The organism is Marinobacter persicus, assembly GCF_900114155.1.
Classification (GTDB): Bacteria; Pseudomonadota; Gammaproteobacteria; order Pseudomonadales; family Oleiphilaceae; genus Marinobacter; species Marinobacter persicus.
Genome location: NZ_FOSC01000001.1, coordinates 260,634 through 273,874, shown reverse-complemented (window position 1 = coordinate 273,874; position 13,241 = coordinate 260,634). Strand labels below are relative to the sequence as shown.

Annotated in this window: 11 protein-coding genes; 7 read left to right on the top strand and 4 right to left on the bottom strand. The window is 60.8% G+C overall.

Translation table 11 applies throughout. The annotated features are described in order from the left end of the window. Positions 1 to 2: 2 nt before the first annotated feature. From BMZ63_RS01280 to gatC, 4 genes are read right to left on the bottom strand one after another with little or no spacing between them, the layout of a single operon-like run. Positions 3 to 671: a carbonic anhydrase gene (locus BMZ63_RS01280; protein WP_091700574.1), complete on the bottom strand. Its 669-nt coding sequence runs from the start codon at positions 669 to 671 to the stop codon at positions 3 to 5. Positions 672 to 680: 9 nt separating this feature from the next. Then, the gene (gene gatB, locus BMZ63_RS01275) at positions 681 to 2,132 is read right to left on the bottom strand and encodes an Asp-tRNA(Asn)/Glu-tRNA(Gln) amidotransferase subunit GatB (RefSeq protein ID WP_091700572.1); all 1,452 of its coding nucleotides are present in this window, start codon (positions 2,130 to 2,132) and stop codon (positions 681 to 683) included. Positions 2,133 to 2,154: 22 nt separating this feature from the next. Then, positions 2,155 to 3,612 (bottom strand): Asp-tRNA(Asn)/Glu-tRNA(Gln) amidotransferase subunit GatA, encoded by a 1,458-nt coding sequence (gatA, locus tag BMZ63_RS01270; RefSeq protein ID WP_091700570.1) that lies wholly within the window; start codon positions 3,610 to 3,612, stop codon positions 2,155 to 2,157. Positions 3,613 to 3,662: 50 nt separating this feature from the next. Beyond that, positions 3,663 to 3,950: an Asp-tRNA(Asn)/Glu-tRNA(Gln) amidotransferase subunit GatC gene (gene gatC / locus BMZ63_RS01265; protein ID WP_091700943.1), complete on the bottom strand. Its 288-nt coding sequence runs from the start codon at positions 3,948 to 3,950 to the stop codon at positions 3,663 to 3,665. 202 nt (positions 3,951 to 4,152) lie between these two features. Here gatC and BMZ63_RS01260 point away from each other — a divergent pair, with 202 nt between their 5' ends. The 7 genes from BMZ63_RS01260 to BMZ63_RS01230 are packed head-to-tail and all read left to right on the top strand — an operon-like array spanning position 4,153 to position 13,170. Further along, on the top strand, positions 4,153 to 5,196 hold the full coding sequence (locus tag BMZ63_RS01260; protein WP_091700568.1) for a rod shape-determining protein: 1,044 nt from the start codon (positions 4,153 to 4,155) through the stop codon (positions 5,194 to 5,196). Positions 5,197 to 5,225: 29 nt separating this feature from the next. Then, the gene (gene mreC, locus BMZ63_RS01255; protein ID WP_091700940.1) at positions 5,226 to 6,101 is read left to right on the top strand and encodes a rod shape-determining protein MreC; all 876 of its coding nucleotides are present in this window, start codon (positions 5,226 to 5,228) and stop codon (positions 6,099 to 6,101) included. Next, complete coding sequence (gene mreD, locus BMZ63_RS01250) at positions 6,101 to 6,577, top strand: rod shape-determining protein MreD (protein ID WP_091700566.1); 477 nt, start codon at positions 6,101 to 6,103, stop codon at positions 6,575 to 6,577. The genes mreC and mreD overlap by 1 nt, the downstream gene beginning before the upstream one ends. A gap of 4 nt (positions 6,578 to 6,581) precedes the next feature. Next, entirely contained in the window at positions 6,582 to 7,190 is a 609-nt protein-coding gene (locus BMZ63_RS01245) for a Maf family protein (RefSeq protein WP_091700564.1), read from the top strand. Then, the gene (gene rng / locus BMZ63_RS01240; protein WP_091700562.1) at positions 7,187 to 8,668 is read left to right on the top strand and encodes a ribonuclease G; all 1,482 of its coding nucleotides are present in this window, start codon (positions 7,187 to 7,189) and stop codon (positions 8,666 to 8,668) included. The genes BMZ63_RS01245 and rng overlap by 4 nt, the downstream gene beginning before the upstream one ends. A gap of 6 nt (positions 8,669 to 8,674) precedes the next feature. Continuing rightward, on the top strand, positions 8,675 to 12,328 hold the full coding sequence (locus tag BMZ63_RS01235; protein WP_091700560.1) for a YhdP family phospholipid transporter: 3,654 nt from the start codon (positions 8,675 to 8,677) through the stop codon (positions 12,326 to 12,328). A gap of 14 nt (positions 12,329 to 12,342) precedes the next feature. Next, positions 12,343 to 13,170 (top strand): carbon-nitrogen hydrolase family protein, encoded by an 828-nt coding sequence (locus BMZ63_RS01230; protein WP_091700558.1) that lies wholly within the window; start codon positions 12,343 to 12,345, stop codon positions 13,168 to 13,170. Positions 13,171 to 13,241 lie beyond the last annotated feature (71 nt).

The following is a 13,241-nucleotide window of genomic DNA, read 5'->3' as shown; positions in this document are numbered from 1 at the left end:
CGCTATTTCTGCGCCTCGATTTTCTTGATGATATCCGCGTAAAACGTCTCAAACTCCTGGAACTCGAAGCTGTCCTGCCCACAACAGCAAATTGTTCCGGATTTGATATCGTATACCCAGCCGTGAATCTGGATCTTGCCGGTGGCCAGCTTGGCCGCCACGGTTGGGTGTGTGCGCAGGTGCTGGACCTGCTGCAGCACGTTCTCCCGGATGGCCTCATTCAGGTACTGGCCGTCCAGTGGCTCGCCCGGCCGAATGCCATGCCGCTCACGGACGATCTCAATGGCTGAGCGGCAGTGCCCAAGCCACTCCTGAACGTGTGGCAGGCCCTTCAGGCTGTCGATATCCAACGCACCTTTCACCGCTCCACAATCGGTGTGGCCACAGACGATGATGTGGCGCACCTGAAGCACCGCGACGGCAAACTCGATGGAGGCAGTCATGCCGCCGGTCTCATTACTGTGGGGTGGGATGATGTTGCCCGCATTGCGGCAGATGAACAGGTCGCCCGGATGGGTGCCTGTCATCATGTTCGGATCAATACGTGAATCCGAACAGGTGAAGAACAGCACCTCCGGGCTTTGGCCGGTGGCCAGCTCGCCGAACAGGTCCTTGTGTTCCGGATAGACGTTCCTGCGAAAATCCAGAACACCCTTGACCACGTGATCCATTCGGCCTCCTCAGCCTTCCAGCTTTTTCAGCAGTATCTCGTTGAACAGTTTCGGGTTGCCCTGGCCTTTGGAGGCCTTCATCAGCGGCCCCATGAAGCCGCCCAGCATCTTCTTGCGCTTCTTGGGGTTGTCCTCGTTCTTATACTGCTCAACCTGCTCGGGCATGCTGGACAGCACTTCATCCACCATGGCCTCCAGGGCGCCGGTATCCGATACCTGTTTCAGGCCCTTCTCTTCAATAATGGCATCAACATCGGTGTTTTCGCCAATCCAGAGCGCTTCGAATACCTTCTTGGCACCGGCGGAAGACACGGTGTTATCGGCGATGCGCACCACCAGGGCGCCCAGCTGGGCACCGGAAATGGGTGAGTCCGCAACGGTTTTCTCTTCGGCATTCAGGCGCGCGGAGAATTCGCCCTGAATCCAGTTGGCGGCCAGCTTGGCATCTTTGCCGTGTTGTACGGTTTCCTCAAAGAAGGCGGCAAGCCTGGCATCGCCCGACAAGACCCCTGCGTCGTAGTCGTTAAGGCTGTACTGATCCCGGAAGCGGGCTTTCCGTTCATCCGGTAGTTCCGGCAATCGGGCCCGGGCGTCTTCGATGAAGGCATCATCGATTTCCACCGGCAGCAGGTCGGGGCAAGGGAAGTATCGGTAATCGTTGGCTTCCTCCTTGGTGCGCATGGAGCGCGATTCGTCCCGGTCACCATTGTACAGGCGGGTCTCCTGCACAATTTCGCCCCCGTCTTCCAGAATGTCCATCTGCCGTTCCACTTCATGGGCAATGGCCTGTTCCATGAAACGGAAGGAGTTCAGGTTCTTGGTCTCGGTGCGCGTGCCCAGTTCCCCGGAGCCTTTGGGCTTGAGGGAAATATTGACGTCGAAGCGCATGGAGCCCTGGGACATGTCGCCGTCACAGATGCCCAGCGAGGTCACCAGGCTGTGCAGCTTTTTGGCGAAGGCCACGGCTTCCTCGGCGCTGTTCATGTCCGGCTCGGTGACCACTTCGATCAGCGGCGTGCCGGCACGGTTCAAATCGATGCCGGTCATGCCGTGGTAGTCCTCGTGCAGGGACTTGCCGGCGTCTTCCTCAAGATGGGCGTGGTGAATCCGTACCCGCTTGCTGCTGCCGTCGGCCAGATCAATGTCGACGTAGCCGGGGCCGACAATGGGCTCGGCCAGTTGGGTGGTCTGGTAACCCTTGGGCAGATCCGGGTAGAAGTAGTTTTTGCGTTCAAACACCGAGCGCCGGCCGATCTCGGCATTGGTGGCCAGGCCGAACATGACCGCGTAGCGGAAGGCGTTTTCGTTCGGCACCGGCAGCATGCCGGGCATGGCCAGGTCCACCGCGTTGGCCTGGGTGTTGGGCTCGGCGCCATAGGCGGTGCTGGAGCCGGAAAAAATCTTGGTCCGGGTGGCGAGCTGAACGTGGATTTCCAGCCCGATCACGATATCCCACTGCATGTGTTCGTCTCCTCTGTCGGGCTTATTTGGGGTCACGCTGGTGCCAGTCGGTCACCTGCTGGAACTGGTGGGCGGCATTCAGCAGACGGGCTTCGGAGAAGTAATCTCCGATGATCTGCAGACCGACCGGCAAGCCATCGACAAAGCCTGCCGGCACCGACATGGCCGGAATGCCCGCGAGGTTGATGGCGATGGTGAACACGTCTTCCAGGTACATGGAAACCGGGTCGGTATTCTTCTCGCCCTGCCGGAACGCAGGTGATGGGGTTACCGGGCTCATCAGAACGTCCACTTCCTGGAAGGCGTTGATGAAATCCTGCTGGATCAGGCGGCGTACCTTCTGGGCTTTCAGGTAGTAGGCGTCGAAATAACCGGCGGAAAGTGCGTAGGTGCCCACCAGAATCCGGCGCTTGACCTCGTTGCCAAAACCCTCGGCCCGGGTACGGGTGTACATGTCCAGCAGGTCTTTCGGGTCTTCACAGCGGTAGCCGTAACGCACACCGTCAAACCGTGACAGGTTGGCGGAGGCCTCCGCCGGGGCAATCACGTAGTAGGCGGCAATCGCCAGCTTGGCATTGGGCAGGGAGACTTCCTTCACCGTGGCGCCCAGCTTCTCGTATTCGCCAATGGCGTTGCGAACCTGTTCTTCCATGGCCGGTGACAGCTGGTCGCTGAAATATTCCTTCGGCAGGCCAATCTTCAGGCCCTTGAGCGGCTCGTTCAGCGTCGCGGTGTAATCCGGTACGGCGCGATCAATGCAGGTGGAATCCTTCGGGTCATGACCTGCCATCACATTCATCATCAATGCCGCATCCTCGGCCGTGCGCGCCATCGGGCCGCCCTGGTCCAAAGACGAGGCAAAGGCAATCATGCCGTAGCGGGACACCCGGCCATACGTGGGCTTGAGGCCGGTGATGCCGCACAGGGCGGCCGGCTGGCGAATAGAGCCACCGGTGTCGGTGCCGGTCGCCGCAGGTACCAGACGCGCGGCCACGGCAGCGGCCGAGCCACCGGACGAGCCGCCCGGCACCCGTTTGTCGCCGCTGGCCAGCCCCCAGGGGTTGGTGACAGGACCGTAAAAGCTGGATTCGTTGGATGACCCCATGGCGAACTCGTCCATGTTGGTCTTGCCCAGGCAAACCGCTCCGGCGGCCCGGAAACTGGCGGCCACGGTGGAATCGTAGGGAGGGACAAAATTATCCAGCATCTTCGAGCCGCACGAGGTGCGAATTCCGTTGGTGCAGAAAATGTCCTTGTGGGCAAACGGCACACCGGTCCAGGGCGTGGCCTTGCCCGCCGCACGCATCTCGTCGGCCGCTTTCGCCTCGGCCAGGGCCTGCTGGTCGGAAACCGTGATGAAACTGTTGAACTTCCCGTCTTCGCGCTTGATGCGGTCCAGGAACTGCTGAGTCAGCTCCACGCTGGACACTTTCCCGCTTTCCAGCTCCCGGGAAAGCTCTGCTACAGATTTGTTATGCATGGTGAATCCTGAAATCGTCAGTGGATGGCTAAATCACTCAACGGTGCGGGTCACTCAATAACCCGGGGCACCAGATACAACCCATCCTCAGTGGCCGGGGCAATCGCCTGAAACGCTTCGCGCTGGTTGGTTTCGGTGACTTCATCGGCGCGCAGCTTCTGAACGGCGTCCAGCGGGTGCGCCATCGGCTCCACCGAATCCGTATCCGCCGTACCGAGCTGGTCCACCAGGTCCAGAATATTGCCCAGATCCTTCTCCAGTGCCGATACCTGCTCGTCATCCACCTTGATGCGGGCGAGCATGGCAACTTTCTCAATGTCCTCGCGGGAAATGCTCACGTTGCCTCCAAATTGAATTTGCCTGATAAAGAAAGCCGGCATGTTACCAGAATCCCGGGCATGATGGACCTGGAAAACCTTTGCAAATGGTCACATATTAGGTGGCCGAAACCAGCAATGCTGCCTTGCCTGAGCATGCCCCCACTGCTAAAGTTGCCGGATTCTTTTCCACCGCCGCAACTCTCAGGTTGAAACAACACGAATGTTAGTTAAAAAACTCCGAGGCCTCTTTTCCAGCGACCTGTCCATCGACCTGGGCACCGCTAACACGCTGATTTATGTGCGTGAGCGCGGCATCGTACTGAACGAGCCGTCCGTGGTTGCCATCCGCACCAACAACTCACAGAAAGTGGTTGCTGCTGTTGGCGCCGAAGCCAAGCGTATGCTGGGCCGCACGCCGGGCAATATCACCGCCATTCGCCCGATGAAAGATGGCGTGATTGCCGATTTCGTGGTGACGGAAAAAATGCTGCAGCACTTTATTCACAAAGTGCACGAAAACAGCTTTATCACCCCGAGTCCCCGGGTGCTGGTGTGTGTACCCAGCAAATCCACCCAGGTCGAGCGCAAGGCCATCCGTGAATCCGCCCTGGGTGCCGGCGCCCGGGAAGTGTTCCTGATCGAGGAACCCATGGCCGCCGCCATTGGTGCGGGCCTGCCAGTGGAAGAAGCCAGCGGCTCGATGATTGTCGACATTGGTGGGGGCACCACGGAAATTGCCATCATCTCCCTGAACGGTATTGTCTATGCCGAATCCGTTCGCGTGGGCGGTGACAAGTTCGACGAGGCGATTGTCACCTACGTACGCCGCCATTACGGCAGCCTGATCGGCGACTCCACCGCCGAGCGCATCAAGCACGAGATCGGCTGCGCCTACGAGGGCCTGGATGTACATGAAATCGACGTGCGCGGCCGTAACCTGGCAGAAGGTGTGCCGCGCTCCTTCACCCTGAACAGCGAAGAAATTCTGGACGCTCTGCAGGAATCCCTGGCGCAAATTGTTCAGACCGTGAAGAGCGCGCTTGAGCAGTCTCCGCCGGAACTGGCGTCGGACATCGCCGAACGCGGCATCGTGCTGACGGGTGGCGGTGCGCTGCTGCGCGGCCTGGACAAGCTGCTGAGCGAGGAGACCGGCCTGCCGGTGATCATCGCTGAAGATCCGTTGACCTGTGTAGCCCGGGGTGGCGGTAAGGCCCTGGAAGTGATTGACCGCAGCGGCATCGGGATGTTCTCCCAGGAGGGTTGATCCCGTGGGAGGGGCTCACCATTAAAACCATCTTTGTCCAGGGGCCGGTACCCGGCTTTCGCCTGATACTCGTGATGTTGATATCGGCAGCGTTGATCGCTGCCGATACGCGTTTTGAGCATCTGACGGCCCCCGTGCGCAGTACCCTGGCCACCGGCCTTGTCCCCGTGCACTGGCTTGGCTATGCCCCCTACCGGTTTACCGACTGGGTGGGCGAATTGCTGGTCACCCGGGGGGATCTGGAAGAAGAAAATGAAGAGCTCAAAACCCGGTTGCTGATTCTCGAGCGCCGGTCTCTGAAGTACGCGGCCCTGGCGGCGGAAAACAACGAGTTGCGCCGGCTGCTCAATTCCTCCGAGGCGGTGGATGACCGGGTCGTGATCAGCGAAGTGGTGGGTGTATCGCCAGACCCGTTCTCCCATGAAATCATCATCAACCGGGGCGCCAACGACGGCCTTGAAGCTGGCCAGGCGGTGCTCGATTCCCAGGGTCTGATGGGGCAGATCACCCAGACCAGCCAGTTCACCTCCCGGGTCTTGCTGGTGTCTGACAGCAGTCACGCGGTGCCGGTGGAGGTGGTGCGCAACGGCTTGCGCTATGTGCTGTTGGGTAATGGCGAAAGAGATCATCTGGACCTGATGCACGTACCGGACACCGCAGACATCCGGGAAGGCGATATGCTGGTCAGCTCGGGTTTGGGCGGCCGATTCCCGCGCGGCTATCCGGTGGCCAGGGTCAGTGACATTGTCAAGGAGCCGGGAGAACCCTTTGTTCGTATCAAGGCCACGCCAAAAGCCCGGCTGAACCAGAGCCGCCTGGTATTGGTGGTGTTCCCGCCTGAAAACGAAACCGGCTCACAGACCGAGGCAGAACCTGTTGCGGCTCCGGTCGGGGAGGGCGACTGATGTTATCGGTAATCAGTTATCCGCTGTTTGTGGTATCGGTCATTGTCGCACTGGTGCTCAGCATTTCACTGTTTCCGGTCGACTGGCTTGCCTTCCGCCCGGAATGGCTCGGGCTGGTGGTGTTTTACTGGACATTCCGGGCGCCGGCCCAGTTTGGCGTGTTATTGGCCTGGTGCCTGGGGCTGATGCTCGATTCGCTGGAAGGAACCGCGCTGGGGGTGAATGCCGCCGCCATGGCTGTGGTCGCCTTCCTGGTGCTGGCCATGCACCAGCGCTTGCGCATGTACCCGCTGCCACAGCAATGCCTGGTGGTATTCCTGATTCTGGGTACCAACCAGATGCTGGTGCATTTCCTCAAACAGATGGTCGGGGCCGACAGTCCCGGCTTTGTTTACCTGTGGCCGGCAGCGACCAGCGCCATTGCCTGGCCGGCGGTCACTGCCGTGCTGGATCGCCTCAACCGAAAACTGGGCTAAAGGCATGCAACGTCTGATTCTGGCTTCCGCTTCACCTCGCCGTGCCGAGCTGCTTACCGGTATCGGGCTGGATTTTGCCGTCCAGCCGGCGCACATCGACGAAACCCCGATGGCCGGCGAGTCGCCCAAAGCTTATGTGGAACGCCTGGCCCGGGAAAAGGCCCTGGCCATCAGTCACGGTCAACCGGATGATCTGGTGATTGGTTCCGATACCTCCGTCGTCCTTGGTGGCGAAATTCTGGGCAAACCGGTCGACGAGGCCGAAGCGCAACACATGCTGGCGTGCCTGTCGGGCCGGAGCCATCAGGTGATGACCGCGGTGGCACTGGCCTGCGGCGATGCCTGCCAATCAGTGGTCTCGGTGACAGACGTCACCTTCCGGGAGCTGGCAGCGGAGGAAATCCGGGCCTACGTCGCCACCGGCGAGCCCATGGACAAGGCCGGTGGTTACGGTATTCAGGGGCTCGGTGCTATCTTTGTCAGCGGATTGAGTGGCAGTTACAGCGCCGTGGTCGGTCTGCCGTTGCAGGAAACCGCCGCTTTGCTCGCCGGGGCAGGGCACCCTGTCTGGCAGTCTTGGTCAAATGAAAATAATAAAGGAGCGCCGGCATGAGCGAAGAAATACTGATTAACGTAACCCCGGTGGAAACCCGGGTGGCGCTGGTGGAAAACGGCATGTTGCAGGAAGCCTACATCGAGCGCACCAGCCGCAAGGGCATTGTTGGCAATATCTACAAGGGCAAGGTGGTACGGGTACTGCCCGGCATGGAAGCGGCGTTTGTCGATATTGGCCTTGAGCGCGCGGCGTTTATTCACGCCTCCGATGTGGTGTGCAGCCAGCCCGCCGCCGACGAACTGGCCAATGCTCCGAAATCGGTGCCGGATATCCGCTCACTGCTGCGTGAAGGGCAGTCACTGGTGGTGCAGGTGACCAAAGACCCCATAGGCACCAAGGGCGCGCGGCTGACCACCCAGTTGTCCATTCCCTCCCGCTACCTGGTGTTCATGCCGGGCGTCAGCCACGTGGGTATTTCCCAGCGCATTGAAGACGACAGCCAGCGCGCCCGTTTGAAAGCTCTGATCGAACAGGCCGCCGCCGAGCATGAAGACGTTCAGGGGGGGTACATCGTTCGCACCGCCGCCGAGGCGGCCAGCGATGACGAATTGATTGCCGACATGGTGTATCTGCACCGGCTCAGCCAGTCGGTGGAAGATCGCATCGCCAAAGCGCCGGTGCCATCCGCGGTGTATCAGGATCTGCCGTTGTTTATTCGCACCATCCGGGACCTGATTCGCCCGCAAACCGAGAAAGTGCGCATCGACAGCCGTGAAAGCCATCAGCGGGTCATGGAATTTGTCCATGAGTTTGTCGCCGAATTTTCCGACAGGGTGGAGTATTATCCCGGCGAACGGCCGATTTTTGATCTTTACTCGGTAGAGGACGAAATCCAGAAAGCCCTGAGCCGCAAGGTGCAGCTGAAATCCGGCGGCTACGTGATTATCGATCAGACCGAGGCCATGACCACCATCGACATCAATACCGGTGCCTTTGTCGGCCACCGTAATCTTGAGGAAACCATCTTCAAGACCAACCTGGAAGCGGCCCGGGCCATCAGCCGCCAGCTGCGTCTGCGTAACCTTGGTGGCATTATCATCATCGATTTTATCGACATGGAAGACCCGGAGCACCAGCGCCAGGTGCACCGCATGCTGGAGAAGATGCTCGAGCGGGACCACGCCAAAACCAAGATTACCGGTGTCTCCGAGCTGGGTCTGGTGGAGATGACCCGCAAACGCACCACGGAAAGCCTTGGCCAGGTACTGTGTGAGCCGTGCCCGATCTGTGACGGCCGGGGCTTTCTGAAAACATCGGAAACCGTTTGTTACGAGATTTTCCGGGAAATCATGCGCATTAACCGGGCCTACGAGGCGGAAAGTTATCTGGTGATGGCTTCCCAGAAAGTGGTCGATCGGCTGCTGGACGAGGAATCCGATAACGTGGCGGACCTGGAGACCTTTATCGGTAAGGCCGTTCGCTTCCAGGTTGAACCCTTCTACAGCCAGGAGCAGTACGATGTGGTGCTGCTCTGACCAGTGATGCCACGGTTGCTGTCGCGGCTCGCCAGCCTGGTCTGGTGGTCCCTGCTGGTTTTTCTGGTGCTGCTGGCGCTGTACGCGGCCATTGGCCGGCAGCTGACCGGCCACATTGACGCATGGAAGGGCGAGCTCGAGGACATCCTGTCCGAGCAGACCGGCCTCCATGTGCGCATCGGCCAGCTCGACTCCCGCTGGAACTGGCTGGACCCCACCGTCATTGCTTCCAACCTGCAGGTGCGGACACCGGATAGCGCCACCCTCAACGCCAGACTGGAATACCTCCGCCTGCGTCTGGATTTCTGGTCATCACTCCATCGCCAGCGGTTGGTCTTTGAAGACCTGGAAGCGGACGGGCTGGCCCTGACCCTCATTAAACCCGGCGAGCTTCCGGTTGAAGAGACGGCGGAAGAACTGTCGCCGTTCACCGAATCCGGTGAACAACCCGACTGGCTGGAACTGGCCGGACAATGGTTGTCCGACCCTCAGGCCCGGATTACCCGGGTTGATGTATCGGTGGGCGACAGCCCGGAGCAGTTGCGGGATTTCTACCTGCCACAACTTGATCTGGTTTATCGCCGGGGATTGTTCCAGGCCAGTGGCCGGGCCATGCAGAGTGGTACGTCCCGGGAACTGGCCAGCTTCGCCCTGGTCGGCCAGCACTTTTTCCGGGGGGATTTCACCGGCCAGGTGTATCTGGATGTGGCTTCCGGCCGGCTGTTTGATGGCCTGGTGGACGATTTGAGCTGGCGGGGAATCCGGGTTGAGGGGTTTGATCTGGGCGGCCAGGCCTGGTTTACCTTCGAGCATGGAGCACTGGCGGAGCTCAAGGGGCGGCTGGACACGCCCTATCTGCAACTGGGTGCGCGGCAGCAGTCACTGGCGCCGCTTGAAAACATCAGGGCCCGGTTTGGCTGGCGGCCAGGCGAAGCGCTGGTATTGGAGAACCTGCAGTGGGCCTGGCGTGACACCCTGGTCAAGCCATTCAATCTGAGGTTGCAGCACCAGCCGGGGGCTTTGGCGCTGGTTGCCGACCAGTTGGCCATTGCACCGCTCAGAAGGATAGCCCAGTCACTGCCGCTATTGCCTGCACCGGCGGTGCGGGCGCTGCAGAACTATCGCCCGACCGGCTACCTGGATGACCTGTACCTGCACCTGCCCGAACAGATCCGGCAGTTTCGACTAAGCGCCCGCTTGCGAAACGTGGGCGTGCAGGCCTGGGACGGCGCGCCTGGCGGGCAGGGCGTTCATGGTCGATTGAAGCTGGATGCCGGCGGCGGTTTTATCGAACTGGATAGCGCGCACCCCGTTACCCTTGGCTTCCCGCAGTTGTTCAACACAGACTGGCAGTTCCGGGAACCGGCGGGGCGGGTAACCTGGCAGATGGATGGCCCGATTACCCGGGTCTACGCCGACAACCTGGGCATGACCTATCGGGACAATACCCGGCTCACCGGCGCTTTTGATTTACGCCTGGACAAACAAGGCGAGGACAACCTGGGCCTGCGGGTGGGGGTTGAAAACGCCGACGCCAGTCGCATTGGTGAATTTGTTCCCGCCAGGGTGGTCAACGAGGGCCTTTACCAATGGCTCACGGAGAGTATCCGCGGCGGGCGGGTGATTGCCGGTGAATATTATGGCCACGGCCGAATAGACCGGGATGCGCCCAATGGCTCGTTCACCTCCAGCATGTGGTACGAGTTCGAAGACGGACAGGTAAAGTACGATCCCGGCTGGCCGGAGGCCACCGGCGTGGCCGGCAGGGTCCAGGTGCACAACGAGTCGGCGCTGATCAACCTGAATAAAGGCCGGGTCGGCGGCCTGGAAACCGGGCCGGTGACCGTGGCGCTGCAGCCGGGACAGGGGGATGCGCCGTCCGTGCTGCGGGTGAAGGCCGATCCGGAGGCCACTGGCGAGGACGTTTCGTGGTGGCTGGCCAATACGCCCCTGGGCGAGTGGGGTGGTCAGACACTGCAGGAAGCCGGAGTGGAGGGTGATTTTCGCCTGGCACTGGGTCTGGATATTCCCATGGCCGAAGGCACCGAGCCGGTGGTCCGGGTGCGCGCACAAACCGACAATGGCCGCTTCACCTTGCCCGAAACGGGACTGAGCTGGAGCAGGATCACCGGTGATATCACATACCATACCCGCGACGGGTTTTCCGGTGGTCCGGTAACCGCGAGGTTTTTCGGGCAGCCGGTGTCGATACGGATGGCAACGGCGGACAGCGGCGAGACGCTGGATGTTCGCCAGAGTGGCCGGTTGCCCATGCCGGATTTCCTCTGGCAGCAGGGCCTGGACGAAGCGCGCACTCTCAACCTGAGTGGCACGCTGGATTACCGTGCCCGGATCCGGCTTGGTAAAGACCCCGAGCCCAAAGTCTTGCTCTGGTCCGACCTCACCGGGCTGGCGATTGACTGGCCCGAGCCGCTGGGGAAAACCGCCGGGCAGGCCACCGAGCTGAATGCCACACTGGACGCCTTTGCAGAAGATGGCATTCAACTGGCCGGCCAATGGCAGGACCGGCTTGATTTTGATTTCCAGTGGACCGCATCGGGCTTTGATCTGCTTCTGGAAAAACTCCGCCTGGCCGGTCACGAGCTGGGCCGCATCAACGTCACTGCCCTGGACCTGGGGGACCGCTGGGTGGTCCATACCGATTCCGAAAGGGCGAAAGGCCGTTTTGAACTGCCCATCGATGGCGGTCTGATTCGGGCCGATCTGCAGGAACTGCACCTGGGCCGGGAAGGTGAAAGCCGGTCACGGCAAGAGGTGGAGTTACTCACCCTCGACGAGCAGCTGGAAGCCTTCCGGGCGCTGGAAATTGGCAAGTGGCCGGATGTCGATGTGAGCATCGCCCGGCTGTTTCTGGGCGACGATCAGGCCGGCAGCTGGCGTTTTGCCATGCGCCCGGAAACCGATCGCCTCAATGTCGAGGACATACGGGGTCAACTGGGTTCCCTGGTATTGCGGGGGAACCTGCTCTGGTCGGTTGTTGAAGGGCGTGAGACCAGCCGCTTCCAGGGCGACCTGACCGGTGGAGCGTTGCGGGATATTGAAGCCCTGACCGGAAGCCCGATCCCGATCAACAACGCTGAAACACAGCTGGAGCTGGACCTGGACTGGCCCGGCGGGCCCAATGACATCGACATCCGCTGCCTGAATGGCAATGTTCGCGCCCGGCTCGACGATGGTGTTATTCTCGAGCAGAACAGTTCGGCGCAGTTGTTCCGGGTGTTTAACCTGCTCAATACCGATACCCTGTGGCGTCGGTTGCAACTGGATTTCTCCGACCTTTACGAGGCCGGTGTGGCTTTTGACGCCATCTCCGGCAAGGCCGCGATCAACGACGGTCTGGTCACCCTGGATCCGGAACTGCAGCTGGCAGGGCCATCCGGCGCGTTCAAACTGAGCGGGTCCACTGACATGGCCGACGAATCCCTGGATATGCGCCTGGTGGTGGTCTTACCGGTCACCCAGAACCTGCCCCTGGCGGCCGTGCTGTTTGGTGCGGGCGCGCCGGTAGGCGGCGCGCTGTTCGTACTGGATAAACTGCTGGGTGACCCGCTGAGCCGGCTCACCAGCGCCACCTACGATGTCACAGGCAGTTGGAGCGATCCGCAGGTGGACCTGCGTGGCGTTTTTGACACCGAATAAAAAGGAGTCCGTGGATGACACAGGTTGCAGCAATACAGATGGTCAGCACCAAGCACATTGACGACAACCTGAAAGAAGCCGGGAGGCTTCTGCAGGAAGCGGCCGGGCGCGGAGCCAAAGTCGCCATACTACCGGAAAACTTTGCCGTACTGGCCACCGGCCAGATGCTCGAAGCCGGCGAAAAAGAATCCGGTGACCAGCCCGTCATCCGCCGGTTCCTTTCGGAACAGGCGAAAAAACATGGACTCTGGATTGTGGGCGGCTCCCTGCCCATGGCCACACGCCCGGATGGCAGCCCGCTTGACGGCCGGGTACGGGCCGTGTGCCTGGTTTACAACGACCAGGGCGAAGAAGTGGCCCGCTACGACAAAATCCACCTGTTCGACGCCATGGTGGAAGACGCCCACGGCCAGTACCGCGAATCCGACACCTTCGAACCAGGCGAGGAAGTCGTCGTGGTCGACACCCCCGCCGGCAAACTCGGCGTGGCCGTTTGCTACGACCTGCGCTTCCCCGAACTGTTCCGCGCCCTGAGGGAAAAAGGCGCCGAATGGATCTGCCTGCCCAGTGCCTTCACCTGGCAAACCGGGGATGCCCACTGGCACGCCCTGATCCGCGCCCGGGCCATCGAAAACCAGGTGTGGGTCGTCGCTCCGGGGCAGGGTGGCCAGAACAGCAGCCGCCGCAAAACCTACGGCCACAGCCTGATCTGCGACCCCTGGGGTAAAGTCGTAAACGAAATCGACGAGGGCCCCGGCGTGGTCATCTCAGAGCTGGATAACGAAAAGCTGAAGAAAATCCGCGAACGCATGCCAGTCTGGGAGCACAGACGGCTAACTTAAAAGTTTGATAGAGCAGTCGGGCAGACCTTTCCAGGACCGTGCGGAGCCATGGATGGCGGAGCTCGAGCGTT

Bases quoted from the DNA above. Each gene is read 5' to 3' on its own strand.
- BMZ63_RS01245 (WP_091700564.1), top strand. From the start codon at position 6,582: ATGCAACGTCTGATTCTGGCTTCCGCTTCACCTCGCCGTGCCGAGCTG.
- BMZ63_RS01260 (WP_091700568.1), top strand. From the start codon at position 4,153: ATGTTAGTTAAAAAACTCCGAGGCCTCTTTTCCAGCGACCTGTCCATC.
- mreD (WP_091700566.1), top strand. From the start codon at position 6,101: ATGTTATCGGTAATCAGTTATCCGCTGTTTGTGGTATCGGTCATTGTC.
- gatB (WP_091700572.1), bottom strand. From the start codon at position 2,132: ATGCAGTGGGATATCGTGATCGGGCTGGAAATCCACGTTCAGCTCGCC.
- rng (WP_091700562.1), top strand. From the start codon at position 7,187: ATGAGCGAAGAAATACTGATTAACGTAACCCCGGTGGAAACCCGGGTG.
- gatA (WP_091700570.1), bottom strand. From the start codon at position 3,612: ATGCATAACAAATCTGTAGCAGAGCTTTCCCGGGAGCTGGAAAGCGGG.
- BMZ63_RS01230 (WP_091700558.1), top strand. From the start codon at position 12,343: ATGACACAGGTTGCAGCAATACAGATGGTCAGCACCAAGCACATTGAC.
- BMZ63_RS01235 (WP_091700560.1), top strand. From the start codon at position 8,675: ATGCCACGGTTGCTGTCGCGGCTCGCCAGCCTGGTCTGGTGGTCCCTG.
- BMZ63_RS01280 (WP_091700574.1), bottom strand. From the start codon at position 671: ATGGATCACGTGGTCAAGGGTGTTCTGGATTTTCGCAGGAACGTCTAT.